The organism is Microbacterium oxydans (assembly GCF_026559675.1).
GTDB classification, from domain to species: domain Bacteria; phylum Actinomycetota; class Actinomycetes; order Actinomycetales; family Microbacteriaceae; genus Microbacterium; species Microbacterium oxydans_D.
On the sequence record NZ_CP092891.1, the window covers coordinates 1,578,786 to 1,603,686 of the forward strand.

The 24,901-nt window shown below is 70.1% G+C and carries 20 protein-coding genes; 15 read left to right on the forward strand and 5 right to left on the reverse strand.

The features are described 5' to 3' along the window. Window positions 1–34 precede the first annotated feature (34 nt). Window positions 35–1,450, reverse strand: coding sequence for an RNB domain-containing ribonuclease (locus MME74_RS07475; protein WP_267418139.1), 1,416 nt, complete (start codon window positions 1,448–1,450; stop codon window positions 35–37). A 110-nt stretch (window positions 1,451–1,560) separates the two neighbouring features. Here MME74_RS07475 and MME74_RS07480 point away from each other — a divergent pair, with 110 nt between their 5' ends. From MME74_RS07480 to MME74_RS07490, 3 genes are all read left to right on the forward strand, one after another. Beyond that, window positions 1,561–2,616 carry a zinc-dependent alcohol dehydrogenase family protein gene (locus MME74_RS07480; protein ID WP_267418140.1) on the forward strand — a complete coding sequence of 352 codons (1,056 nt, stop codon included), beginning with the start codon at window positions 1,561–1,563 and terminating at the stop codon, window positions 2,614–2,616. A gap of 116 nt (window positions 2,617–2,732) precedes the next feature. After that, a complete protein-coding gene (locus MME74_RS07485) occupies window positions 2,733–3,503 on the forward strand; it encodes an isocitrate lyase/PEP mutase family protein (RefSeq protein WP_267418141.1) in 771 nt (256 codons plus the stop codon). Window positions 3,504–3,555: 52 nt separating this feature from the next. Beyond that, entirely contained in the window at window positions 3,556–5,316 is a 1,761-nt protein-coding gene (locus tag MME74_RS07490) for a proline--tRNA ligase (RefSeq protein ID WP_267418142.1), read from the forward strand. An 18-nt stretch (window positions 5,317–5,334) separates the two neighbouring features. Here MME74_RS07490 and MME74_RS07495 read toward each other — a convergent pair whose 3' ends face one another. After that, entirely contained in the window at window positions 5,335–5,838 is a 504-nt protein-coding gene (locus MME74_RS07495) for a pyridoxamine 5'-phosphate oxidase family protein (protein ID WP_267418143.1), read from the reverse strand. A 138-nt stretch (window positions 5,839–5,976) separates the two neighbouring features. Here MME74_RS07495 and MME74_RS07500 point away from each other — a divergent pair, with 138 nt between their 5' ends. Continuing rightward, entirely contained in the window at window positions 5,977–7,017 is a 1,041-nt protein-coding gene (locus MME74_RS07500) for a TIGR00730 family Rossman fold protein (protein ID WP_267418144.1), read from the forward strand. On the opposite strand, the gene MME74_RS07505 is transcribed toward MME74_RS07500, so the two are convergent. Beyond that, a complete protein-coding gene (locus MME74_RS07505) occupies window positions 6,986–8,341 on the reverse strand; it encodes a flavin monoamine oxidase family protein (protein WP_267418145.1) in 1,356 nt (451 codons plus the stop codon). The two genes, MME74_RS07500 and MME74_RS07505, sit on opposite strands and share 32 nt — an antisense overlap. 132 nt (window positions 8,342–8,473) lie before the next feature. Between MME74_RS07505 and nusA the strand changes: the two genes are divergently transcribed. The 5 genes from nusA to MME74_RS07530 all read left to right on the forward strand — a co-directional run bounded on the left by nusA (window position 8,474) and on the right by MME74_RS07530 (window position 15,376). Next, window positions 8,474–9,457, forward strand: coding sequence for a transcription termination factor NusA (nusA, locus tag MME74_RS07510; protein ID WP_267418146.1), 984 nt, complete (start codon window positions 8,474–8,476; stop codon window positions 9,455–9,457). Window positions 9,458–9,519: 62 nt separating this feature from the next. Further along, the gene (locus MME74_RS07515) at window positions 9,520–9,774 is read left to right on the forward strand and encodes a YlxR family protein (RefSeq protein ID WP_267418148.1); all 255 of its coding nucleotides are present in this window, start codon (window positions 9,520–9,522) and stop codon (window positions 9,772–9,774) included. A 94-nt stretch (window positions 9,775–9,868) separates the two neighbouring features. After that, on the forward strand, window positions 9,869–12,616 hold the full coding sequence (gene infB, locus MME74_RS07520) for a translation initiation factor IF-2 (RefSeq protein ID WP_267418150.1): 2,748 nt from the start codon (window positions 9,869–9,871) through the stop codon (window positions 12,614–12,616). A 96-nt stretch (window positions 12,617–12,712) separates the two neighbouring features. Next, window positions 12,713–13,138 carry a 30S ribosome-binding factor RbfA gene (gene rbfA, locus MME74_RS07525; RefSeq protein WP_267418151.1) on the forward strand — a complete coding sequence of 142 codons (426 nt, stop codon included), beginning with the start codon at window positions 12,713–12,715 and terminating at the stop codon, window positions 13,136–13,138. 105 nt (window positions 13,139–13,243) lie between these two features. After that, window positions 13,244–15,376 carry a helix-turn-helix transcriptional regulator gene (locus MME74_RS07530; protein WP_267418152.1) on the forward strand — a complete coding sequence of 711 codons (2,133 nt, stop codon included), beginning with the start codon at window positions 13,244–13,246 and terminating at the stop codon, window positions 15,374–15,376. Between the two features lie 36 nt (window positions 15,377–15,412). Here the strand turns inward: MME74_RS07530 and MME74_RS07535 are convergent, their stop codons facing one another. Then, on the reverse strand, window positions 15,413–16,309 hold the full coding sequence (locus MME74_RS07535; RefSeq protein WP_267418154.1) for an A/G-specific adenine glycosylase: 897 nt from the start codon (window positions 16,307–16,309) through the stop codon (window positions 15,413–15,415). Window positions 16,310–16,406: 97 nt separating this feature from the next. On the opposite strand from MME74_RS07535, the gene truB reads away from it, so the two are divergent. From truB to MME74_RS07565, 6 genes are all read left to right on the forward strand, one after another. Next, window positions 16,407–17,300: a tRNA pseudouridine(55) synthase TruB gene (gene truB / locus MME74_RS07540; RefSeq protein ID WP_267418156.1), complete on the forward strand. Its 894-nt coding sequence runs from the start codon at window positions 16,407–16,409 to the stop codon at window positions 17,298–17,300. Then, a complete protein-coding gene (locus MME74_RS07545) occupies window positions 17,297–17,665 on the forward strand; it encodes a hypothetical protein (RefSeq protein ID WP_267418157.1) in 369 nt (122 codons plus the stop codon). The genes truB and MME74_RS07545 overlap by 4 nt, the downstream gene beginning before the upstream one ends. Window positions 17,666–17,722: 57 nt before the next feature. Next, window positions 17,723–18,160, forward strand: coding sequence for a hypothetical protein (locus tag MME74_RS07550; protein WP_267418158.1), 438 nt, complete (start codon window positions 17,723–17,725; stop codon window positions 18,158–18,160). Beyond that, window positions 18,157–19,107, forward strand: a complete 951-nt coding sequence (locus MME74_RS07555) for a bifunctional riboflavin kinase/FAD synthetase (protein ID WP_267418159.1) — start codon at window positions 18,157–18,159, stop codon at window positions 19,105–19,107. Before MME74_RS07550 ends, MME74_RS07555 begins: the two co-directional genes overlap by 4 nt. Window positions 19,108–19,367: 260 nt before the next feature. Further along, a complete protein-coding gene (locus tag MME74_RS07560) occupies window positions 19,368–21,512 on the forward strand; it encodes a DEAD/DEAH box helicase (protein WP_267418160.1) in 2,145 nt (714 codons plus the stop codon). Window positions 21,513–21,714: 202 nt separating this feature from the next. After that, on the forward strand, window positions 21,715–22,743 hold the full coding sequence (locus MME74_RS07565) for a 6-phosphofructokinase (RefSeq protein WP_029263659.1): 1,029 nt from the start codon (window positions 21,715–21,717) through the stop codon (window positions 22,741–22,743). A gap of 52 nt (window positions 22,744–22,795) precedes the next feature. Here MME74_RS07565 and MME74_RS07570 read toward each other — a convergent pair whose 3' ends face one another. Continuing rightward, on the reverse strand, window positions 22,796–24,895 hold the full coding sequence (locus MME74_RS07570; RefSeq protein ID WP_267418161.1) for a S9 family peptidase: 2,100 nt from the start codon (window positions 24,893–24,895) through the stop codon (window positions 22,796–22,798). Between the last annotated feature and the right edge of the window lie 6 nt (window positions 24,896–24,901).

The window sequence follows — 24,901 nt, forward strand, 5'->3', positions numbered from 1 at the left end:
TATGTACCAAACCCGTGACACACTTCAAGACCCGTCAGAGAGCGAACTCCACCTCGCCCCGGGCGATGTCGGCCCGGACGACGCGCAGGCGCACGATGTCACCGGGCTTCGCGTCCGCGGGCAGCGGTGCGGTGGCGGTGACCGCGGGCTCCGCGATCTGGATGCTCGCCCGCTCGCCGCGCAGCTCGATCACGGTCGCATCGATCGTCGTCCCGACCAAGGGGGTGAGCAGTGCCGCTTCGACCGCATTGACGGTCGCCGCGTTCAACCGGGAAGCGCGCTGACCCGACTCCTGCATGAGGGCGGGGAGTTCCGAGAGCGAGGCGCGCGCCCACTCCGGCGCAGGTTCGCCGTTCGCCGCCGCGAGGCAGATCGCGAGGACCCAGCGATCCACCAGCCGGCGCAGGGGAGCGGTCGCGTGCGCGTAGGGCGCGGCGATGGCCGCCTGCACCGCATCTCGTGGCGCCTCGCCGTCGAACACCAGGTACCCCGCGCCGCGGAACAGGGAAGCCGCGGCTTCGAGCACGGGGAGGGTCATCGGGTCGCTGCGATCGAGGCCGCGGAGGTACTCGCCGTAGGTGCCCGTCGTCCAGGGGCGACCGAGCGCCTCCGTCTGGTGGCGGAATGTGTCGAAGGCCGCATCGTCCGGCTCCGGCATCGTGCGGAGGATGCCCACCCCGGCGTCGAGCATCAGGGAGGCGGCCGCCATTCCGGTCATGAGCGAGAGCTGGGCGTTCCACTCCTCCACGGGAAGAGGGCTCCGCCGTTCGATGGCGTACGTTCCGTCGTCCGCGCGCACGACCTCCTCGTCGGGGAGATTGAGGCTCGCTCCTCCCCGACGGCGCTCCTGCTCGAGCCGCAGCGCGCCGATCACGGGAAGGAGTGTCGCCGGTCCCTCCTCGCCGCGGTCGAGGGTCTGCTGTGTGGTCGTGTAGTCGAGCTGCGCGCGCGAGCGGATGAGGGCGCGCTCCAGACGGAAGTCCGTGACGACGCCGGCGGAATCGAGCGCGAACGTCCACACCAGTGCCGCGCGGTCCACGTCGGGGAGCAGGGACGCGCGATCCTCGCTCAGGACGGCCGGGTGCAGCGGGATCCTGCCGTCTGCCGCGTACAGCGTCTGCCCGCGCCGGCGCGCTTCCGCATCCACGGCGCCCCCCGGGATCACGAAGCCGGGCACGTCGGCGATCGCGTAGCGCACCGTGAAGCCGGATCCCGCGCGCTCCAGGTGGAACGCCTGGTCGAGGTCCCGGGAACCCTCCGGATCGAGCGTCGCGAAGGGGATCTCCCGAAGATCCAGAACCGGCGCGGTCGCCGTCGACCGCTCCGCCTCGGCGAGCACTTCGGCCGGGAAGTCGACCGGTCCGTCGAGCGATTCCCGCAGCGCGGCCAGTGCGGAGGCGAGCTCGGTCTGGGCGGCGGACGGGGCGACGTGCGATCGGCGCTGGGGCATGGCTCCACACTAGGCGGGCGACACGGAGGAGAGCCCTTGTCCCTCGGTCGACCGAAAGGTAACATTTCACTTACCATGAGCTCGGACGAGGTCCGAGGGAGGAGACACCCATGAAGGCACTCGTCTACCACGGTCCCGGTCGCAAGAGCTGGGACGAGGTCCCGGATCCGAAGATCCTGGCTCCGACCGATGCGATCGTCCGCATCGAGAGCACGACCATCTGCGGTACCGACCTCCACATCCTGAAGGGCGACCTGCCCGCGGTGACGGAGGGACGCATCCTCGGCCACGAGGGAGTCGGCGTCATCACCGAGATCGGCGACGCCGTGACGGAGCTGTCGCCGGGGGACCGCGTGATCATCTCCTGCGTGAGCTCGTGCGGCAAGTGTGACTTCTGCGTGGCCGGGCTGGCCTCCCACTGCCGGGCGGAGGAAGGGGCGCCGGGGATCGGCTGGATCCTCGGGCACCTCATCGACGGGACCCAGGCGGAGTATGCGCGGATCCCGTTCGCGGAGACGTCGCTGCACCGGCTGCCCGACGGTCTGTCGCCCGAGACCGCGGTCCTCCTCAGTGACATCCTGCCGACGGGCCACGAGATCGGCGTGAAGTACGGCGGTGTGAAGGCCGGCGACGTCGTCGCGGTCGTCGGTGCCGGTCCGGTCGGACTCGCCGCGATCATGACGTCGCAGCTGTACGGCCCGAGCAAGGTGATCGCGATCGACCTGGATGCCAACCGGGTGGAGCTCGCTCGCGGTTTCGGCGCCACGCACGCCGTGGTCTCGAGCGCGGCCGACTGGCGCGATCAGGTGATGGCGTTGACGGACGGGCTCGGCGTCGATGTGGCGATCGAGGCGGTGGGCATCCCGCAGACGTGGGACATGGTGCTCGACATCGTCCGTCCGGGAGGACACGTGGCGAACGTCGGCGTGCATGGCGCGCCCGTCGCGTTCCCCCTCGATGAGTTGTGGATCCAGAACCTCACCATCACGACCGGCTTGGTGAACGCGAACACCGCACGGATGCTGACGAAGCTCGTGGCCGAGCGGCGCATCGACCCGAGTGGTTTCGTGAGCCACCGGTTCGCCCTCGCCGACATCGAGAGCGCCTACGACACGTTCGGCCGTGCGGCCGAGACGAAGGCGCTCAAGGTCGTGCTCAACGCCTGACGCGGCGATCGGGTGGAGTCGTGCGCCTCGGCTCCACCCGATCCGTCTGCCTGGATCGACCCTCCTTTCTCGAAGGAGTCGGCCCGGTCGTGCACCGCGCGCGTTAGCGTGGAGACATGACCACTGCAGCCAAGGCCCAGACCCTTGTCGGACTCTATGACGCCCCGGAGATCCTCCGCGTCGTGAACGTGTGGGACGTCGTCTCCGCGCGAGCGGTCGCCGCCCTCCCGGAGGCGAAGGCGATCGCCACCGCCGGACACGGCATCGCCGCCTCCTTCGGCTACGACGACGGCGCCACCCCGCGCGAGATCATGATCGACATGGTCGGCCGGATCGCCGCCGCTGTCCACGTCCCGGTCACCGCCGACCTCGACGACGGGTACGGTGACGCCGGGGAGACCACCCGACTCGCCATCGGCGCCGGTGTCGTCGGCGCGAACGTCGAGGACCGTCTCAAGCCGCTCGACGAATCCGTCGCCGCGGTCGAGGCCATCGTCAAGGCCGCCGAGGCCGAGGGCGTGCCCTTCGCGCTGAACGCCCGCACCGATGCGTTCGTGCGCGCCGGCGGACGTCCGGTGCAGGAGAGCATCGCCGATGCGATCCAGCGCGGTCGCGCCTACCTCGACGCCGGAGCGACCGCGGTCTTCGTGCCCGGCATCCTCGACATGAACGTCACCCGCCAGCTCGTCGAGGGGATCGGGGAGCGCAAGGTCAGCGTGATCGGCATCCCCGGCGCCCTCGCCGCGTCCGAGTACGAGAAGCTCGGTGTCGCACGCATCTCCTACGGCCCCCTCCCGCAGCGCGTCGCCCTGACCGCACTGCAGGAGCTCGCCGCCGACCTGTACGCGGGCGGCGTGGTCCCGGCGAACCTCCCGGCGCTCAACTGACCCACGTCATCGGCGTCGAAGACGGGTGGCCACGGCTCACTAGACTTGCTCCGTGGTCACTCGTCTTTCGAACTTCTTCCTCCGTACGCTCCGTGAAGACCCTGCAGGCGCAGAGGTCGCCAGCCACAAGCTGCTGATCCGGGCGGGGTACATCCGTCCGCAGGCGGCCGGCATCTTCGCGTGGCTGCCACTGGGTCTGCGCGTCAAGGCGAAGATCGAGACCGTCGTCCGCGAGGAGATGTCCGCGGCCGGTGCGCAGGAGGTGCACTTCCCCGCGCTGATGCCGCGGGAGGCGTATGAGGCGAGCGGTCGCTGGGAGGAGTACGGCGATCTGCTCTTCCGACTCCAGGATCGCAAGGGCGGCGACTACCTCCTCGCCCCGACGCACGAAGAGGCGTTCACGCTGCTCGTGAAGGACCTGTACTCGTCCTACAAGGACCTGCCGCTGACGATCTACCAGATCCAGGACAAGTACCGCGACGAGGCCCGTCCCCGCGCCGGTCTGCTCCGCGGCCGCGAGTTCACGATGAAGGACGCCTACTCGTTCGATGCCTCCGACGAGGGGCTCGACGTCAGCTACCAGGCGCAGCGTGATGCGTACGAGCGCATCTTCCAGCGCCTCGGCCTCGAGTACGTCATCGTCCAGGCCGACGCCGGGGCGATGGGCGGATCCCGCAGTGAGGAGTTCCTGCACCCGACTCCCGTCGGCGAGGACACGTTCGTGCGCAGCGCGGGCGGCTATGCCGCCAACGTCGAGGCGTTCACGACGGCCGTTCCCGCGGCGATCGCCTACGACGCCGACGCAGCCCCCGTGGTCTTCGACTCGCCGGACACGCCGACCATCGAGACGCTCGTCGCGCACGCGAACCGCGAGCTCGACGGCGAGTACACCGCGGCGGACACGCTGAAGAACGTGGTCCTGGCGCTCACGCACCTCGACGGCACGCGCGAGCTGGTCATCGTCGGCATCCCCGGCGACCGCGAGGTCGACGAGAAGCGTGCGGAGGTGGCCTTCGCGCCCGCCGAGGTCGAGACCGCCACGGCGGACGACTTCGAGAAGAATCCGCTGCTCGTGAAGGGCTACATCGGCCCCTGGTCGCCGACCGGCGCCGTGCTGGGCGAGGAGTCCGCCACCGGCATCCGTTACCTGGTCGACCCGCGGGTCAGCGAGGGCACGAGCTGGATCACGGGCGCGAACATCGACCAGAAGCACGCGCACTCGGTCGTCGCCGGGCGCGACTTCGAGGCCGATGGCATCATCGAGATCGCGAACGTGCGCGCCGGCGACCCCGCCCCCGACGGCTCCGGCCCCGTGGAGCTCGCCCGCGGCATGGAGATCGGTCACGTCTTCCAGCTCGGTCGCAAGTACGCCGAGGCGCTCGGCCTCAAGGTGCTCAACGAGAACGGCAAGCTCGTCACCGTCACGATGGGCTCCTACGGCATCGGCGTGACGCGCGTCCTCGCGATCATCGCCGAGCTCAACAACGACGACAAGGGCCTCATCTGGCCGACGTCCGTCTCGCCCTTCGACGTGCAGGTCGTGGCCGCCGGTCGCGATCAGGTCGCGTTCGAGGTGGCGGAGTCGCTCTCGGCCCAGCTCGAGACCCACGGGCTCGACGTGCTGTACGACGACCGTCCCAAGGTGTCGCCCGGCGTGAAGTTCGGCGACGCCGAGCTCGTCGGCGTGCCGAAGATCGTCATCGTCGGACGCGGCGCCGCCGACGGCCAGGTCGAGTTGTGGGACCGTCGCACCGGTGACCGCGACGCCGTCACCGTCGCCGAGGCCGTGGAGCGACTCACCGCCGCCGAGTGAGCCACCCCGGCGGCGTCGTCAGCAGACGATGCGGCCGTGGTTCATGATGTCGTCATCCGGAGTGTCGCGGGTGACCAGGGACTTGAGGGCGCCGGCCGCCATGGCCAGCTTGCCCTTCGCCGGCTCCCAGAACTCCGTCACGGTCGGCGTCACCTTGAGAAGGGCGATCCCGGGGGTGTCGAGGCCGTCGGCGAACCAGATCTCCAGCGACGCCGAGTAGAGCTCTTCCATCTTCGCCCGATCATGGACGACCTCTGCGGTGCCGGCGACGGAGACGTATCGCATCCCCTTGGCGTCGCAGTAGGCGAGACCGACGTCGTGGTGTCGCTGCGCCTCCTCGACCTTCTCGGTGTCCTCCGCGGTGAAGAACCAGATGTCGCCGGCGTCGTCCATCTGCCGGGTCGACATGGGTCGGCTCACGAGGTTGCCGTCGTCGTCGACCGTGGTGAGCATCGTGATGTCGATGTCCTCCACGAGCTCGGCGACGCGGGCGAGGGCTTCGGGTCCGGTGATCTCTGTCATGGTGCCAGCGTGCCCTGGAGTGCGGGGGAGGGCACGGGCGTTGACACCGGGGCCGGGTCGTGGCACGGACCCGACCGTGTCGACGCGAAGCCCGGCGTTGCGAGGCGGGGTCGCCCCGCCTCATGACACGCTGGAGTCATGATCGACGAACCCCTGCCCGAAGCCCTCAGCTCCGAGATCAACGCCGTCCTCGACGACGCGGGCGTGCACGCCGACCGACGCCTGGTGATGCGGATGCTGCGCACCGCGATCCTGCTCGGCGAGGACGGCGCGGACCGCCTCGACCTGAAGATCGCCTCCGCGGCCCTCGCCGAGATGCGCGACGCCTTCCGACTGTTCGCGCCGTTCCGCGGTGTCCCGAAGGTGACCGTCTTCGGCTCCGCCCGCACGCGGCAGGACGATCCGCTCTACCTGACCGCTCGCGACGTCGCCTCGGCGCTGGCGGGCGACGGCTGGATGGTCGTCACCGGTGCCGGCCCCGGCATCATGCAGGCCGCCTCCGAGGGGGCCGGCCCCGCGCTGTCGCTCGGCGTGTCGATCCGACTGCCCTTCGAGGAGAAGCCGAACGGCTTCGTCGCGGGCCAGGATCACGTCGTCGCGATGAAGTACTTCTTCACGCGCAAGCTGATGCTCATCAAGGAGTCCCTGGGCTTCATCTGCCTTCCCGGCGGGTTCGGCACCCTCGACGAGATGTTCGAGCTGCTCACGCTGCAGCAGACCGGAAAGGCGGAGCCGACGCCGATCGTGCTCCTCGACCAGCCGGGCGGGACGTTCTGGCAGGGCCTGCGCAGCTTCATCGATGATCACCTCGCTCCCACCGGCGTCATCTCGCCGGGCGACTTCGACCGCGTCGTGATCACGGATTCCGTCGAGGCGGCGCGAGCCGAGATCACCGGGTTCTGGCACAACTACGACTCGCTGCGGTGGGTCGGCGATGCCCTCGTGCTGCGGCTGCGGGCGGAGCCGACGGATGAGGAGATCGCGTCGCTCAACGAGCAGTTCGGCGGGATGCTGTCCTCGGGGCGCATCGAACGGACGGCGCCGCGGCAGCCGGAGATCGCCGACGAGGATCTCCTGGACCTGCCGCGTCTGTCCCTGCACCTCGATCAGCGTCAGGTCGGGAACCTGTTCCGGCTGATCGGGGCGATCAACGCCCTGCCTTCTGCTCCCGCTCGATGATGCCGGCGGCGAACGCGCCGAGATCGACCGGGTGCCCGAGGATGCGCTCCGCCGCCCGGTGCCCGGAGTAGAACGCGGCACCGACCGTCGCCGGCTCGTCGCCCCAGGTGGCCTCGCCCGCGAAGTGCAGCACGTCGTCCACGGGACCGGCCAGCGCGTCGTGATCGTGGTGGGTCGAGCCCAGCGCCAGGTGCGAGTACGAACCGTTCGAGAACGGGTCGAGGCCCCAGCGCGTGATCCAGTGCGCCCGCGGCTCGCCGACCGCGTCGCCGTAGAGCGCCCGCAGTGCCCGGACGACGTCGGCGACGACCTCTTCGTCGGAGAGCTCCTGCATGCGGCGCCCGAAGGGGCCGGCGGCGAACGTCAGCAGCGTGGGCAGCCCGCTGACCGCGGAGACGTCGTACCAGGAATGCCAGTGCTCGCCGGCCTCGCCGAGTGCGCGCAGCACATAGCTCTCCTCGTTCCAGAAACGCTCCGGGAACTGCAGGAAGACCTTGTTGAAGACACCCATGCCGAGCCGCGCGATGGGCCCGGCGACGGCGTCCGGCAGGGGCGGTTCGAAGGCGATCGTCCCCGCCTTCAGGACGCCGAGCGGCACCGTCACGATGACACTATCGGCGGTGAACTCCTCGGCCTCGGTGTGGACCACCACACCCTGCGTCGAGCGGGTCACCCGGGTCGCCGTCGTGTCGAGGCGGATGTCGAGGTCAGCGCCGATCCGCCTCGGCAGCTCGTCGTACCCCCGCGGGAAGATCACCTCGTCGCCCTCGATCGCGTCCTCGTCGAGGCCGTGCGCGTCGAGGTCGCCGATCCAGGCGCCGCACTGCTCCTCGACGCGGTGGCGGAAGAACTCGCGGATGTCGTCGATGCGCTCGGGGGAGAGGCCGGAACGGTCCAGCGCGCGCTCGGTCACATCGAGATAGGTGTCGCCGGCGGAGGAGGCGGAGATCTCCTCGACGAGTAGGCGATCGGCGGCGTCGACGTCGGCGATCCACTGCGCGGTGGCATCGGCATCCATCGCACGTCCTTCGCCGTCGAAGTTCTCGATCGGCCGCCCGCCGACCTGGAAGCTGCCGACCGTGTACTCGATGGTGGGGACGTGCAGCGCCTGGGCGAGATCCCAGAGCGGCGAGCCGTCGATGCCGTGGATCCACGAGGCGCCGAGATCGACGGGGAATCCGGCGCTCCGGTCGGTGTTCATCCGTCCTCCGACGCGGTCGCGCGCCTCGAGGACGAGGACGCGCTGACCGGCGTCCGTCAGCATCCGAGCGCTGGTGACGCCGGACATGCCCGCGCCGATCACGATCGTGTCGAATGTGCTCACGTGCTCCTCCTCGAGCGGCTCCCCGTCCCGGACGGCGGTGCCGTCGTGGCAGGGGCCGGTGCGCACAGGGTATCGTGGTACGGATGTCGCGCGTGCGAACAGGCGCGACGAGAGCTGAATAGAGAGGCCGTCATGGACATCGAACTGAGTCTTCTGCGAGGGATCGAGAAGGAGAAGGCGATCCCCTTCGACGAACTCGTCGCGATCATCGAGCAGGCGATCCTGACCGCGTACTCCAAGCACGTCTCCGAAGATGGTGCGACGCCCGAGGGCGTCCGCGTGCACCTGGACCGCAAGACCGGGCATGTCGCGATCCTGCAGGTCGTCCGCGACGAGGAAGACGCCATCATCGGCGAGGAGGATGCGACCCCCGACGACTTCGGACGGATCGCGGCCTTCGCCGCCAAGCAGGTCATCAGCCAGCGTCTGCGGGACATCGCGGATGACGTGGTGCTCGGAGACTTCAAGGACAAAGAGGGCGACATCGTCGCCGGTGTGATCCAGCAGGGTCCCAACCCGCGCATGATCCACGTCGACCTCGGTGCCGTCGAGGCGATCCTCCCGCCCGAGGAGCAGGTGCCCGGCGAGGAGTACACGCACGGCTCGCGCCTGCGCGTCTATGTCACGAGCGTTGCCAAGGGGCTCAAGGGCCCGCAGATCACGGTCTCCCGCACGCACCCCGGACTCGTCCGCAAGCTGTTCGCGCTCGAGGTTCCGGAGATCGCCGCCGGTCTGGTCGAGATCGTCGCGCTGGCTCGCGAGGCGGGGCACCGCACCAAGATCGCCGTACGCGCGAACGACCCCTCGATCAACGCGAAGGGCGCCTGCATCGGCGAGCTCGGACGACGTGTCCGCGCCGTCACCGAGGAGCTGGCGGGTGAGAAGATCGACATCGTCGACTACGACGCCGACCTTCCGACGTTCGTCGCCCACGCGCTTTCGCCGGCGAAGGTCACGAGCTCGTTCGTGCTCGACGCCGGCACCAAGGCCGTCCGCGCCCTGGTGCCCGACTACCAGCTGTCGCTCGCGATCGGCAAGGAGGGTCAGAACGCCCGTCTGGCCGCCAAGCTGACCGGTGCGAAGATCGACATCCAGCCGGACAGCGTCCTCGACTGACCGGCTCCGGCCTTCCGACGCGCCCCGAGTGCGGGCGAGGCGGGGTGAAACGCAGGTGTAAGATGGAACCCGTACGAACGTGCGTCGGTTGTCGCACGCGTGCTCCCCGCTCCGCCCTTCTCAGGGTGGTGTCCCAGAACGACACCCTCATCGTCGATGAGCGTGCTGTCCTGCCGGGGCGCGGCGCGTGGGTGCATCCGACACAGGAATGCATGGATGCCGCTCTGCGGCGTCGCGCATTCGGACGAGCACTGCGTGTGACCACTCAGCTGGACACACGGACCTTCGAACAGCACCCACCAAGAAACAAAGGCTGAACAGCTATGGAAACAAAGTGAACGGCTCGAAATGAGACCCGTCCGCGACTAGTGGTCTGCCCTGTCTGGGTGGACCGACTCAGACAGGAGAATTGTGGCTGGTAAACCACGCGTACATGAGATCGCCGCCGAACTCGGCGTCGACAGCAAGGTCGCTCTTGCGAAGCTCAAAGAACTCGGTGAGTTCGTGAAGAGCCCCTCCTCGACCATCGAACCGCCGGTGGCGCGCAAGCTGCGCGCGGCGATCGAGGCCGACGGCTCGCTCAAGGGTTCGGCCGACGCCGCCCCCGCGGCAGCCAAGCCCGCTGCGGCGAAGCCCGCAGCGAAGCCGGGTGCCAAGCCGGCACCCACCCCGGGCCCGAAGCCCGGTCCGAAGCCTGCCCCGGAGGCACCCGCCCCCGAGGCGCCCGCGCCTGCTGCGCCCGCTCCTGCCCCCGTGGCAGAGGCTCCGGCCGCAGCCGCGCCCGAGGCGGCCAAGCCCGCCGAGGGTGGCGCTCCGACTCCCGGGGCTCCGCGCCCCGGCAACAACCCGTTCAGCTCCGCGCAGGGCATGGGCCAGCGCCCGACCGGTCCCCGACCGGGCAACAACCCCTTCGCCTCGGCGCAGGGCATGGGCCAGCGCCCGACGCCGGGTAACATCCCGCGTCCGCAGGCTCCGCGTCCCGGTGCACCCCGTCCGGGTGCTCCGCGTCCCGGCTCGCCTCGTCCCGGTGCACCTCGCGGTGGCCAGGGCGGTCGTCCCGGTGCTCCGTTCCAGCAGCGTCCCGGCGGCCCCGGTCGTCCCGGCGGTGCCGGTGGACCCGGCGGCGCCGGCGGTCCCGGAGCTCGTCCGGGCGGCGGCTTCGCCGGTCGTCCCGGTGGCGGTGGCGGTCGTGGCCGTGGTCCCGGCGGTGGCACCGCAGGTGCCTTCGGCAAGGGCGGCGGCAAGAGCAAGCAGCGCAAGTCGCGGCGGGCGAAGCGGCAAGAGTTCGAGATGCGGAGTGCTCCGGTCGTCGGTGGCGTCAACGTCACCCGCGGTAACGGAGAGATCATCCGCATGCGCCGCGGCGCATCGATCGCGGACTTCGCCGACAAGATCGAGACGCTGACCGGTTACACGGTCCAGCCCGGAACCCTCGTGACGATCCTCTTCAACCTGGGCGAGATGGCCACGGCCACCGAGTCCCTGGACGAGGCGACGTTCGAGGTCCTGGGTGCCGAGCTCGGCTACAAGATCCAGATGGTCTCGCCCGAGGACGAGGACAAGGAGCTCCTCGAGGGCTTCGGTCTCGACCTCGAGGCCGAGCTGGAGAACGAGAGCGAAGACGACCTCGAGATCCGTCCTCCGGTCGTCACCGTCATGGGTCACGTCGACCACGGTAAGACGCGCCTCCTCGACGCGATCCGCCAGACCAACGTCATCGAGGGTGAAGCCGGCGGCATCACCCAGCACATCGGTGCCTACCAGGTCTGGACCGAGCACGAGGGCATCGAGCGGGCCATCACGTTCATCGACACCCCGGGTCACGAGGCGTTCACCGCCATGCGTGCCCGTGGTGCGCAGGTCACCGACCTCGCGATCCTCGTGGTCGCCGCCGACGACGGCATCATGCCGCAGACGGTCGAGGCGCTGAACCACGCCCAGGCGGCGAACGTGCCGATCGTGGTCGCGGTGAACAAGGTCGACAAGCCCGACGCCAACCCCTCGAAGGTGCGTCAGCAGCTGACCGAGTACGGTCTGGTCGCCGAGGAGTTCGGTGGCGACGTCATGTTCGTCGACGTCTCCGCTCGTGCGAACACCGGTATCCAGGACCTCCTGGACGCCGTGCTGCTCACCGCCGACGCCGGTCTCGACCTGACCGCCAACCCGAACAAGGCCGCTCGCGGTGTCGCCATCGAGGCGAAGCTCGACAAGGGTCGCGGTTCGGTCGCCACGGTGCTGATCCAGTCCGGAACGCTCCGGGTCGGTGACGCGATCGTCGCGGGTACGGCATACGGCCGTGTGCGTGCGATGGCGGATGAGAACGGCGAGCAGGTCCTCGAGGCCTACCCGTCGCGTCCGGTCCAGGTGCAGGGTCTCAACTCCGTGCCCCGCGCCGGCGACGTCTTCATCGTCACCGAGGAAGACCGCATGGCCCGCCAGATCGCTGAGAAGCGTGAAGCAGTCGAGCGCAACGCCCAGCTGGCCAAGGCCCGCAAGCGCATCTCGCTCGAGGACTTCACCCGTGCTCTCGAAGAGGGCAAGGTCGAGTCGCTCAACCTCATCATCAAGGGTGACGTCTCCGGTGCCGTCGAGGCGCTGGAGGAGTCGCTCCTCAAGATCGAGGTCGACGACTCGGTGCAGCTGCGCATCATCCACCGCGGTGTCGGTGCGATCACCGAGTCCGACGTGAACCTGGCGACGATCGACAACGCGATCATCGTGGGCTTCAACGTCCGTCCCGACACGAAGGCGCGCGAGCGCGCCGCTCGCGAGGGCGTGGACATCCGCTTCTACTCCGTCATCTACAACGCGATCGACGAGATCGAGAGCTCGCTCAAGGGCATGCTCAAGCCGGAGTACGAAGAGGTCCAGTCGGGTGTCGCCGAGATCCGCGAGGTGTTCCGCTCCTCGAAGTTCGGCAACATCGCCGGTGTCATCGTGCGGTCGGGAACGATCACGCGAAACGCCAAGGCTCGCGTCATCCGCGACGGCGTCGTGCTGGCCGATGGCCTCGCCATCGAGTCGCTGCGTCGCTTCAAGGACGATGTCACCGAGGTCCGTACGGACTACGAGGCCGGTATCGGCCTCGGCAAGTACAACGACATCCAGATCGGTGATGAGATCGAGACGACCGAGCTCGTCGAGAAGCCTCGCGGCTGATCAATTCGAAACACCTTCGGGCGTCCCTTCGCTCCCGCTCCTTCCGGAGCGCGGAGTCGGGGGACGCCCTGAGGGTTCCTGGACAGGGAGAGAACAATGGCAGGCGAACGACAGGCCCGTCTCGCGGATCGCATCCGCGTGATCCTCGCCGAGCGGCTGGAGAAGGGGCTGCGCGACCCGCGCCTCGGCTTCGTCACGATCACCGATGTCCGCGTGAGCGGCGACCTCCAGCACGCATCCGTGTTCTACACGGTGCTGGGCACCGAGGAGGAGCGCGTCGCGAGCGGCGCGGCACTGACCTCGGCGACGGGGATGCTGCGCAGCGAGGTAGGCCGGCAGCTGAGCACGCGTCTCGTGCCGACGCTGGAGTTCATCCCCGATGCGCTTCCGGAGAACGCGGACCACATCGGTGCGCTGCTCCGCGAGGCCCAGCAGCGGGATGCCGACGTCGCGAAGCTCGCGTCCTCCGCATCGCACGCCGGCGACGCCGACCCCTACCGCACGGACGACGACTCGGAGTGAGCGCCGTTTGATACGCTCGGCTTCGCGGGATCGCCTCCCGCGAAGCTGAGGGGGATCGGCATCGAGGGAACGAGCGCGTCCGGGGGCCTCTTCGTCGCGCCCGCCGTGGTCGAGCTGATCCTCGAGGAGCTGCTCCGTCTGGATCTCGGCTGCGCCCCGCACGTGGTCTCGCGGCTGACGGCCGACCTGGATGCCGATGTCGTGGCCGTCCGAGAGGTCGTCCAGCGACTCTCGCCCGCGCAGCGACACGGCCAGCGTCCGCTGCCGGAACCGCTGCCGCTCGTGCCCGCGGTCGCGCGCAGATTCGCGGGCCTCGACCTCGAAGCCCGTGATCGCGAGCTGATCCTCGCGCTTTCGGTGAGCCTTTCCGACGCGCTCGAACCGTTTCTCGAGTTCGACGGGAGGACGGCGACGGAGATCGCGTCGACCCCGGTGGGGGACCACCTCACGCTGCGCGCCGGCCGTGCGCGTCTCGCCGACGCGCGCCTGTCGATCTGGGTGCAGGCGACGACCTGCACCGCCGCGACGGCCGCCGTCCATGAGCGGCTGAGCGCGATCTTCCGACGTCGCGGTGATCGGCTCGGCACCGACTGGCACCGGGCGCGCGCGGCGCTCGAGGGCGATCCGGCGGCGGCACCCGAACTCACGGTCATCGCACGGCAGCTCAGCGAGTCGGGGCATCCTGATCGCGCTCTGCAGCTCGCTCGGGAGGCCGCACAGCACGCGGTCGGGACGGACCAGGACGAGGCCCGCCTCGTCGCGGGAGCCTCGGCCGTCGGAGCAGGATTCGCCGCAGAGGCCGTCGCCTGGCTGAGCGGCCTCTATCCCGACGCCGAGGAGAGCTGCCGTCTGCAGGGCCTCGGCGCGCTGGTGGTGGCGCAGTCCTTCCTCGGCGCGGTGCCGGAGGTGGAGCCGAGCGCTCTGCGTCCGACCACCGACGCGCCCGAGGACTGGTGCCAGTGGACCAGAGCCGCCGCCCTCGCCGCCCTGATGTGCGCCGAGCGCGGAGATCGGCCGGCGATGCGCTCGTGGCTCGATGCCGTCCGCGAGGGGGCGGCTCGGCTCGACGCGGAGCGGGAGCTGCGCGACCCCGTCGTGGCGTTGAGCTGGGTCATCGTGGGCGAGCACGACGTCGACGAGGTCCCCGCCTCCGGGCCGGTGTGCGGGGGAATGCTCCGGACCCTGCGGGCCGCGATGGGCGGAGACGTCGATCTGGGGCTGCGTCTGCTCGCGCTGAGCGATTCCGGGATGTCGGCGGAACCCGATCCGGTGGTCCCCGGGTACGAGCGCAGCCCGATCGTCCGGGCCTACCGCGCCGTGGTCGAGGTGCTGCTCCTCGCCTGGCGCGGCGACATCGGGCTCGCGCGGGACCGAATGATCGAGGCGGCGCTGGAGCTGCCCGTGGCGATGCCGCTCGCCGGGCTCGGCGTGGTGCTCGCCCGCCGTCTGGACCTCGCGGTGCGGGGCGAGATCGGCGCCTACTCGCGAGCCCTGACGGTCGCGCTTCCCGCCGGGGCGAGGATCGATCACCTCGTGGATCAGGGCATCCGCTCGTTCCTCGCCGGTTCGTTCGACGACGCCGCGGCCACCGTGCGCCTGTGGGCCGACCTCGGGGCACCGCGCACGGCGATGACCGTTCCCGCGCTGGACGAGCTCGCCCTGCTCCCGGACGAGCGACCGGTCGCCGTGGCCGCGATCGAACCGCCGGAGATCGCGCTCGCGCAGCGGCTGCGGATCCGCATCGCGACCGCGGGCGAGGGGCGCTGGCGTGCCGAGCGCGAGGAGGTCGGCGAGGCCGCCCGGGCGCTCAGCTCACCGTTCGCGCGGGCGCGGGTGGAGACGATGCTCGGCACCCAGTGCGCGATCCGGGACGATCACGCATCGGCGCGAATCCATCTCCAACACGCGGAGCGGCTGTTCGAGCTGTCGGGGGCGACGGCGTGGGCGCGGGCGCTCCGGGACCGTCTGGATCGCCTCGAGGCCAGGGAGGGGAGCATCGTGCCCGCGGTGGATCCGCTGGCCGCCTGCCGAGCGGCGTGGGCGCTCCGATTGACGGGTCGCGAGCTGGCGGTGGCGATGCGCGCGGTCGGCGGCGCGGCGAACCGCGACATCGCCGAGGAGCTGAGCGTGTCGATCCGCACGGTCGAGGTGCACCTGGGGCGGGTGTTCGCCAAGCTCGACGTCCGGAGCAGGGTCGAACTCACCGTCCTGGCACACCGCACGAACAAGCACCTCTGAGCCGGACGATGTCGTAGCGGGGGAGGAACGATGTCGTCAGCGGGGGAGGGAGAGCCCCTCGCCGTCCGCCTCCGCGAGTCCGTCCGCGATCAGCGAATCGATCGCGCGATCCCGCTGACGGAGGTCCGGCCAGTCGGGGATCACCGCAACCAGGGGGACGGCATCCGGCGCGCTGCCGCGCAGCAGGCGCAGCACCGCGCCCCGGGCCTGACGGTCCGATCCTTCGTAGGCGGCCTGCCGTCGGCGCTCGTCGCCCGTGTCGGGCCGTCCTGCCGCGAGCCACGCGCAGCCGTCCGCGAGCGGGCAGAGCTCGCACCGGGGAGACCGTGCGGTGCAGACCGTGGCGCCGAGCTCCATCGCCGCCGCGTTGAACTCGGCCGCCGCGGCGACGTCGTCGGGGAGCAGGGAACCCATCAGGTCGAGATCGCGGCGCGACGGCGGACCAGGCTGCGCACGCCCTTCGACGGCGCGGGCGAGCACACGACGCGTGTTCGTGTCGACCACCGGGTGCCGGTCCCCGTAGGCGAAGACGGCGACCGCGCGCGCCGTGTAGTCGCCGATGCCGGAGAGGGCGAGCAGGGCATCGACGTCCCGCGGGACGACCCCGCCGTGCCGGTCCGTGATCTCGACGGCGGCCCGGTGCAGCCAGAGAGCCCGCCGCGGGTAGCCCAGGTTCGCCCACTGCTGCACCACCTCGGCCGTCGACGCGGCGGACATGTCCTTCGGGGTGGGCCAGCGGGCCAGCCACGCGTCCAGGTGCGGGATGACGCGCGTGACCGGTGTCTGCTGGAGCATGAACTCGCTCACGAGCACGCCCCAGGCTCCGAACTCGTCATGGAAGGCCGGTCGCCGCCAGGGCAGGTCGCGGGCGGTCGATCGGTACCATTCCGGCAGGCGCGACAGGAGCGCGAGCGAGGCCGACGACGGAGGCATCCGTCCAGCCTAGGCGAGCGCGTCGGAGTCCCGGCGACGGGCCGTCCGTCGCCGGCGTCGGACAGGGTGATCGCCCCACCGTCGGTAGGCTGGGGGGATGGTCTCGCCCGGCATCCTCCTCGTCGACAAGCCCGCTGGGCTGACCAGTCACGACGTCGTCGCACGCACGCGTCGCGCGTTCGGCACCCGCAAGGTGGGTCATGCCGGAACGCTCGATCCGATGGCGACCGGCCTCCTCGTGATCGGCATCGAGGGCGCGACGCGGCTGCTCACGTACATCGTGGGCGCCGACAAGACCTACCGGGCGACCATCCGTCTCGGGCAGACGACCGGCACCGACGACGCCGAGGGTGAGATCCTCACGACCGCCGCCCCCGAGGCCTGGGCGTCGGTGACGGACGACGCCGTCACGGCGGGCATCGCATCCCTGACCGGGGCGATCTCCCAGGTGCCCAGTGCCGTGTCCGCGATCAAGGTCGACGGCCGCCGCGCGTACGACCGGGTGCGCGCAGGCGAGGAGGTCGTGCTGGCGGCACGTGATGTCGTCATCTCCCGCTTCGACCTGCTCGAGAGTCGTCGCGGCGACGGGCACCTCGATCTCGACGTGATCGTCGACTGCTCGTCGGGCACCTACATCCGCTCGCTCGCCCGCGACCTCGGCGCCGACCTCGGCGTCGGCGGGCACCTGACGGCGCTGCGCCGCACCAGGGTCGGTCCGTTCGAGGTGACCGATGCCGTCGCCATCGACGCGCTCGAGGGCGCGCCCACCCTGACACCCGCGGAGGCCGCGAGCCGCATCCTGCCCGTGCTGGAGATGTCGGCCGACGATGCGCGCGACCTCCGCCACGGCAAGCGCCTCGCCGGACGGGCCGAAGAGCTCGAGGGCAGGATCGCCGCCGCCATCGACCCGGACGGCGTGCTGATCGGCATCGTCGAGAAGCGCGGCGCCGATCTGAAGAGCGCCATGAACATGCCGGAGGGCGAACGATGATCCTGTGGTTCACGATCGTGCAGATCGCCGTCGCCGTGGCGGCCGGGATCTTCTGCCTGGTGGCCGGACTGATCGGTCGTCGACCGAGCGACTTCTCGGTCGGCGCGCTCGCCCTCGTCGAGGCCCTGCTGGTGGTGCAGATCGTCACCGCGATCATCGCGCCCCTGGCGGGCAACCCGCCCACCGGCGATCTGCTCGAGTACTGGGTCTACCTGGTCTCCGCCCTGCTCCTGCCTGTCGGCGCGGTGCTGTGGGCGCTCATGGAGCGCAGCCGCTGGAGCACGGTCATCCTCGGGGTCGCGGCACTCGCCATCGCGATCATGCTGTGGCGCATGCAGGTGATCTGGACCATCCAGGTCGCATGACGCCCGAGGGCGCAGCGGAGTCCGGCCGGCTCCCGCGGCTCTAGGATGGAATGCGCTATGAGCTCCACCGCCCCCTCCACTCGGATGACCGGAATCGGTCGTGTCCTCGTGATCGTCTACGCCGTCATGGCGCTGGCCGCCACGGGGCGCAGCTTCGTGCAGATCGTCCGTCGCTTCGACGAGGCGCCGCTGGCGTACTCGCTGTCCGCCGTCGCCGCCGTCGTGTACATCCTGGCCACTCTCGCGCTCGTCCTGGCCCGCCGGCGCGGCTGGTACACGGTCGCCTGGATCGCCATCGTCTTCGAGCTCACCGGAGTCCTGGTCGTGGGCCTGCTGAGCATCCTGATGCCGGCCCTGTTCCAGCACGAGACGGTGTGGTCGCTCTTCGGCCGCGGATACCTGTTCATCCCTCTCGTCCTGCCGGTCTTCGGGATCTGGTGGCTGCGCACGCATCGGCCCGCCGATGTCGCGCAGCCGGTCGAGGTGGACGCGTGATCGTCTTCCGCAGCCCGGAGGAGGTGCCGGACGGCTTCGGCCCGAGCACCGTCGCGATCGGCAAGTTCGACGGTGTCCACGCGGGGCATCGCGCCGTGATCGCCCGTCTCGAAGAGGTGGCCGCCGGCACGGGGAGCCGCTCCGTCGCCGTCACGTTCGACCGCAACCCGCTCGCCGTGATCCGGCCGGACCGGTGCCCGGAGAACGTCGTCACCGTCGACCGGAAGCTGGAGCTGCTGGGCGAGCTCGGCCTCGATGCGACACTGATGCTCACCTTCGACGAGGAGCTCGCCTCCCGCAGCGCGGAGGACTTCGTCGTCGACATCCTCGTCGGGGCGCTCCACGTCTCCACGGTCCTCGTCGGCGAGGACTTCCGCTTCGGCAACCGGGGCGCGGGGACGCCGGAGCTCCTCCGCGAACTCGGCCCGCGCCACGGCTTCGCCGTCGAGGTCGTCGAGGACGTGTACCTCCCGGGCTCTTCGCGACGCGTGTCGTCGAGCTGGATCCGCGAGCTGCTGATGGACGGCGACGTCGCCGCGGCGACCAAGGCCCTCGGGCGCCACCCCGATGTGCGGGGCGAGGTCGTGCACGGCCTCAAGCGCGGACGGGAGCTCGGATTCCCCACGGCGAACCTGTCGACCATCGTGGATGCCTTCGTCCCCGCGGACGGCGTCTACGCCGGCTGGCTCGTCGACCATGACACCGGCATCCGGCATCCGTCCGCGATCTCGGTCGGCACGAATCCCACGTTCGACGACGTCCTCGTGCGACAGGTCGAGGCTCACGTGCTGGGGGAGACCGGACTCGATCTCTACGGACACGACGTCACGGTCGAGTTCGTCGAGCGGCTGCGGGGGATGGTCGCCTTCGAGGGCATCGAGAAGCTGATGGACCAGATGGGCGCGGACGTCACGGACGCCGCGCGCGCTCTGGGCCTCCCCGGCTGACCCGCGCTCCGACGGGGCTGCGCGACACATCCTGTTCGGCTCTGCGGCGTCTCTTGTCCGCCGCACGGCGTGGGCGATCTCCGGGATCCGAGCCCGATGGCATAGAATGGACATCGGCTCCCGCCGATTCCCGCGCTTCTCGCGTGCCTCGGTGGGAAGAAGATCCATTGTTCGTACGGTCCTGGCTCACGCCACACGCGGACAACGAGAACGGCCCACGGCTTCATGGGGAAGCCGGAGCCTTCACGCTCAGGAGGAGCATGCCGACCACGGCAACCGCCGCCACGCGGCGCAAGAAGACGTCCCGTCGTGACGACGAGGCACCACTCATCCCGATCCTCGCGCGCAAGGTGCGCGAGATCGAGGCCAAGTCCCAGCGGGGGAAGCTCGGCCCGACGAACCGGGTGAAGTTCCAGGTGATCGCGTTCCTGGTGCGCGAAGAGCGCGCCAGGGTCAAGGCGGACGCCGAGATCGGCGACCCCGCCCGCGCCGAGCTGCTCAAGCGCCTGGACGGTGTCGCCACCATCCTCGCGAAGACCGCGGCACGCGACACGTCGCTCATCCAGCTGCTGGAGGCCGACCAGGCGACGTCGCCGGTCGCGAAGCGCATGCGCCGGGACTGGCTGCTCGAATCCGGTGCGGAGCTCGCTCCCGAGGAGCTCATCATCGCCGACGCCGCGCCCGTGCAGATCTCCGTGGTTCCCGCGGCGATCGCCGAGCGCCAGGTCACGCCGCCGTCCGTCGAGGCGCGGCAGCTGGCCAACCCCTTCCTCGCCCCGGATCTGACGCCGCGCTCGACGTCCACGCCCCGCCGTCGTCTCGACGGCTGGGAGCTCATGGGCCCGCTGTACAAGGCGTTCGAGACCGGTGCCGGCGGATCCGCGGCATCGATGGATCTTCCGCCCGCACCGGAGTTCGACCACATCTCGCCCAAGGGCCTCGAGGTCATGGTGCACCAGTCCCGGTTCCTCGAGGCCGTGAAGGCCGGTCACCGCAGCTTCCTCCTCGCCGATGAGCCCGGACTCGGCAAGACCGCCCAGTCGGTGCTCGCCGCCTCGGTCGCCGGAGCCTACCCGCTGCTCGTCGTCGTGCCCAACGTCGTCAAGATGAACTGGGCACGCGAGGTGGAGCGCTGGACGCCGCAGCGACGCGCGACGGTGATCCAGGGTGACGGCGACGACATCGATGCGTTCGCCGACGTGTTCATCGTGAACTACGAGATCCTCGACCGGCACATGTCGTGGCTGGCGTCGATCGGTCTGCGCGGCATGGTCGTCGACGAGGCGCACTTCATCAAGAACCTCTCTTCGCAGCGGTCGCAGAACGTGCTGTCGCTGGCCGCGCAGGTGCGCGAGCGCACGCCCGGTCACGACCCTCTCATGCTCGCCCTCACCGGTACGCCGCTGATCAACGACGTCGAGGACTTCGACGCGATCTGGCGCTTCCTGGGCTGGACGACCGGGGAGAAGCCGGGTCCGGAGCTCATGGAGAAGCTGGACGCGACCGGGTTCACGCCGGCCGACAAGGCGTTCTACCCCGAGGCCCGCGACGCCGTGATCTCGATGGGTATCGTCCGCCGCAAGAAGAAGGACGTGGCCGCCGACCTCCCGGACAAGCTCATCGCCGACCTGCCCGTGCAGCTCGACGACGAGTTCGGGCGCAGCATCCGCCAGGCCGAGCGCGAGCTGGGGGAGCGGCTGGCCGCTCGCTACCGCCGCATCATCGAGTCGCGGGGCGACCGCGGTCTGGCGCCGGGCGAGATCGACGAGGACATCGTGCGTCTCGTCGCCCAGAACGAGCTCGAGGAGTCGAAGGCCGCGGGCGCCGGGGGAGACAACGTCTTCACCATGGTCCGCCGCATCGGTCAGGCCAAGGCGCAGCTGGCGGCCGACTACGCCGCTCAGCTCCAGCGCTCGGTCGGCAAGGTGGTCTTCTTCGCGAAGCACATCGACGTCATGGACCAGGCGGAGGCGCACTTCGCCGCCGCGGGCATCCGGTCGGTCTCCATCCGAGGCGACCAGACGACCACGACGCGCCAGCAGGCGATCGACGACTTCAACAGCGACCCCGCCGTCGGCATCGCCGTCTGCTCGCTCACCGCGGCAGGTGTCGGCCTGAACCTGCAGGCCGCATCGAACGTCGTGCTCGCGGAGCTGTCCTGGACGGCCGCCGAGCAGACGCAGGCGATCGACCGCGTGCACCGCATCGGCCAGGACGAGCCCGTGACCGCGTGGCGGATCATCGCCGCGCACACGATCGACACCAAGATCGCGGAGCTGATCGACCAGAAGCAGGGGCTTGCGGCGCGGGCGCTCGACGGCGAAGCCGTCGAGGAGTCGGCCGCCGAGCCGGTGCAGCTGGCGGCGCTCATGCACCTGCTGCGTCAGGCTCTCGGCGCCGCATAGGCGTCAAGAAGGTCCGTTCTTAACGCGGATATGGTGGGGTGAACCCAGCTGATCGAGAAGTTCATCGATATCGGGGAATCGCGACGTCAAGATCGACGGTTTTCGTCGCGTCCGAATGGCGCGGGAGTGCGCCGGGGCGCTAGTGTCGATCGAAGGCAGCGTCGCCTTTCCCCCCATCTCCCGAACGTCTGAAGGCACCCTCATGAAGATCGGCATCCTGACGAGCGGCGGCGACTGCCCCGGCCTCAACGCGGTCATCCGCGGCATCGTGCTCAAGGGCACCACCACCTACGACCTCGAGTTCGTCGGCATCCGTGACGGATGGCGCGGACTGGTCGACGGCGACTTCATGCCGCTCACCCGTCACGAGGTGAAGGGGCTGTCGAAGGTCGGCGGGACGATCCTCGGCACGAGCCGCACGAACCCCTACGAGGGCGAGCGCGGGGGAGCCGAGAACATCGCCAAGACCCTCTACGGGCACAAGATCGACGGCATCATCGCGATCGGCGGCGAGGGCACCCTCGCCGCGGCCGACCGGCTCGCGAAGGACGGCATCAAGGTGATCGGCGTCCCCAAGACGATCGACAACGACCTGCAGGCCACGGACTACTCGTTCGGCTTCGACACCGCGGTGAACATCGCCACCGACGCGATGGACCGCCTGCGCACCACCGGCGACTCGCACCAGCGCTGCATGGTCGCCGAGGTCATGGGCCGCCACGTCGGCTGGATCGCCCTGCACGCCGGTATGGCAGCGGGCGCCCACGTCATCTGCATCCCCGAGGTGCCGATGTCGATCGACGACATCACCGAGCTCGTGACGAGCGCCCACGACCGCGGTCGCGCTCCGCTGGTCGTGGTCTCCGAGGGCTTCAAGCTCCTCGGCATGGACGAGGCTTACAGCGACAAGGGCCTCGACGCCTTCAACCGTCCGCGTCTCGGCGGCATCGGCGACCTGCTCGCCCCTGAGATCGAGCGCATCACCGGCATCGAGACGCGCGCGACGATCCTCGGACACATCCAGCGCGGTGGATCGCCCTCGGCCTTCGACCGGGTTCTCGCGACGCGCCTCGGTCTGCACGCCGCGGACGCGCTCGTCGACGGCGCCTGGGGGCAGATGGTGGCCATGCAGGGCACCGACATCGTCCGGGTCCCGTTCGCCGATGCACTGGGCGAGCTGAACACGGTCCCGCGCTACCGCTACGACGAGGCCGCGGCGCTCTTCGGCTGAGCACCGTGGCGGTCGCGCCCACCCGTTCGCGGATGAGCGCGACCGCTCCGGCTCACGCCTCGGCGAGGCCGAGCGTGTCGAGGAGCCAGGCCAGCTCGAACGCCCGCTCCTTCCAGGAGTTGTAGCGTCCGCTCACACCACCGTGCCCGGCGACCATCTCGCACTTGAGCAGCACGTCGGACGCGCCGGCCTCCCGCAGGCGCGCCACCCACTTCGCCGGCTCCACGTACAGGACCCGCGTGTCGTTGAGCGATGTGACGGCGAGGATGCGGGGGTGCTCGACGCCGTCGCGCACGTTCTCGTACGGCGTGTACGACTTCATGTAGGCGTAGACGTCCGCGTCGTGGAGCGGGTCGCCCCACTCGTCCCACTCGATCACGGTCAGCGGCAGCGACGGGTCGAGGATCGTGGTCAGGGCGTCGACGAACGGCACTCCGGCGAGGATGCCGGCGAACAGCTCGGGCGCGAGGTTCGTCACCGCGCCCATCAGCAGTCCACCGGCGCTGCCGCCCTCGGCCACCATGCGGCTCGGCGTGGTCACACCCGTCGCGACCAGGTGCTCGCCGCAGGACACGAAGTCCGTGAACGTGTTCCGCTTGTTGAGCAGCTTGCCGTCCTCGTACCACTGCCGCCCCATCTCGCCGCCGCCGCGGACGTGGGCGACCGCGAAGATCACACCGCGATCCAGCTCCGAGAGCCGCGCGACGGAGAAGCCGGGGTCGATCGAGTGCTCGTAGGAGCCGTAGCCGTACAGGTGCACCGGCCGTGCCTCGGCGCCCGGCTCGCCGAACGAGCGCTTCCACACCAGGGAGATCGGGACGCGCACCCCGTCGGCGGCCGTGGCCCAGTCGCGGCGCTGACCGTACTCCGCGGCGTCATAGCCGCCCAGCACGGCGACCTGCTTGCGCAGCACCAGTTCCTTGGAGGCGAGGTCGAGATCGAAGACGGTGCTCGGCGTGACGAACGAGGTGTAGCCGAGGCGCAGGAAGGGGGAGTGCCATTCGGGGTTGCCGCTCACGCCGGCCGAGTACAGCGGCTCGTCGAAGGAGATCTCCTCGACGGCGTCCGTGGCGTAGTCGAGCAGGCCGACCCGCTCCAGGCCCTCGCTGCGGTACTCCACGGTGGCGAAGTCGCGGAAGGCGTCCATGCCCAGCAGGCGTCTGCCCGGTTCATGGGCGATCACGACGTGTCGCGCGCCCTGCGGGTCGGACGCCGCCACCGAGACGAGCTCGAAGTCGAGGGCACCGTCGTTGTGCAGGATGAGCAGGCGGTCCTCGCCGTCCACCACGGCATGGTCGAGCGAGTACTCGACGCCGTCGCGACGCGGCCAGACCTGGCGGGGCTCGGCCGTGAGGTCACCGGAGAGATCGACGAGGTACTCCTCGCTGGTGATGCTCGAACCGACGCCGATGACGAGGTACCGGTGGCTCCGGGTGATCCCGGCGCCGAGCCAGAACTTCTCGTCCGGCTCGTGGAACAGCGTGACGTCCTCCGACACGGGCGTTCCCAGCCGGTGCAGCCAGAGGGTGTCGGGGCGCCAGGCATCGTCCCGCGTCGTGTAGAGGACGCCGGTGCCGTCGGGCGTGAAGAAGGCGCCGCCGGTGTTCGGGATCTCGTCCTCGAGCGTGGTGCCGGTCACCAGATCGCGCACGTGCACGGTGTAGAGCTCGTCGCCCTCGAAGTCGGTCGACCAGAGCAGCTTCGTCGCGTCGTCCGTGGTGTCGAACGCGCCGAGGGAGAAGAACTCGTGCCCCTCGGCCTCGATGTTCCCGTCGAGCAGGACCACCTCGCCGGGAACGGCCACCCCGGGCTCGAGTCGCGGGGGAGTCCAGTCGCCGGGCTCGGCAGCCGCCCGGCAGTGGATGCCGTACTGCGCGCCCTCCTCGGTGCGGCTGTAGTACCACCAGTCGCCTCGACGGGTCGGCACCGAGAGGTCCGTCTCCTGCACGCGGCCCTTGATCTCCTGGAACAGCCGCTCGCGGAGGTCGGCCAGGTGCGCGGTCTCCGCGTCCGTGTGGGCGTTCTCCGCCTCGAGATGGGCGACGACCTCGGCGGACTCCTTCGCCCGCAGCCATTCGTACGGGTCTTCGACCGTGTCACCGTGGTGCGTGCGGAGGGTGGAACGGCGGGCAGCGAGGGGAGCGTCAGTCACCGTCCC

Bases quoted from the DNA above. Each gene is read 5' to 3' on its own strand.
- MME74_RS07475 (WP_267418139.1), bottom strand. From the start codon at position 1,450: ATGCCCCAGCGCCGATCGCACGTCGCCCCGTCCGCCGCCCAGACCGAG.
- MME74_RS07550 (WP_267418158.1), top strand. From the start codon at position 17,723: ATGAGCTCCACCGCCCCCTCCACTCGGATGACCGGAATCGGTCGTGTC.
- MME74_RS07500 (WP_267418144.1), top strand. From the start codon at position 5,977: ATGATCGACGAACCCCTGCCCGAAGCCCTCAGCTCCGAGATCAACGCC.
- rbfA (WP_267418151.1), top strand. From the start codon at position 12,713: ATGGCAGGCGAACGACAGGCCCGTCTCGCGGATCGCATCCGCGTGATC.
- MME74_RS07560 (WP_267418160.1), top strand. From the start codon at position 19,368: ATGCCGACCACGGCAACCGCCGCCACGCGGCGCAAGAAGACGTCCCGT.
- MME74_RS07535 (WP_267418154.1), bottom strand. From the start codon at position 16,309: ATGCCTCCGTCGTCGGCCTCGCTCGCGCTCCTGTCGCGCCTGCCGGAA.
- MME74_RS07545 (WP_267418157.1), top strand. From the start codon at position 17,297: ATGATCCTGTGGTTCACGATCGTGCAGATCGCCGTCGCCGTGGCGGCC.
- truB (WP_267418156.1), top strand. From the start codon at position 16,407: ATGGTCTCGCCCGGCATCCTCCTCGTCGACAAGCCCGCTGGGCTGACC.
- MME74_RS07480 (WP_267418140.1), top strand. From the start codon at position 1,561: ATGAAGGCACTCGTCTACCACGGTCCCGGTCGCAAGAGCTGGGACGAG.
- MME74_RS07565 (WP_029263659.1), top strand. From the start codon at position 21,715: ATGAAGATCGGCATCCTGACGAGCGGCGGCGACTGCCCCGGCCTCAAC.
- MME74_RS07495 (WP_267418143.1), bottom strand. From the start codon at position 5,838: ATGACAGAGATCACCGGACCCGAAGCCCTCGCCCGCGTCGCCGAGCTC.
- MME74_RS07515 (WP_267418148.1), top strand. From the start codon at position 9,520: ATGGAACCCGTACGAACGTGCGTCGGTTGTCGCACGCGTGCTCCCCGC.
- nusA (WP_267418146.1), top strand. From the start codon at position 8,474: ATGGACATCGAACTGAGTCTTCTGCGAGGGATCGAGAAGGAGAAGGCG.
- MME74_RS07485 (WP_267418141.1), top strand. From the start codon at position 2,733: ATGACCACTGCAGCCAAGGCCCAGACCCTTGTCGGACTCTATGACGCC.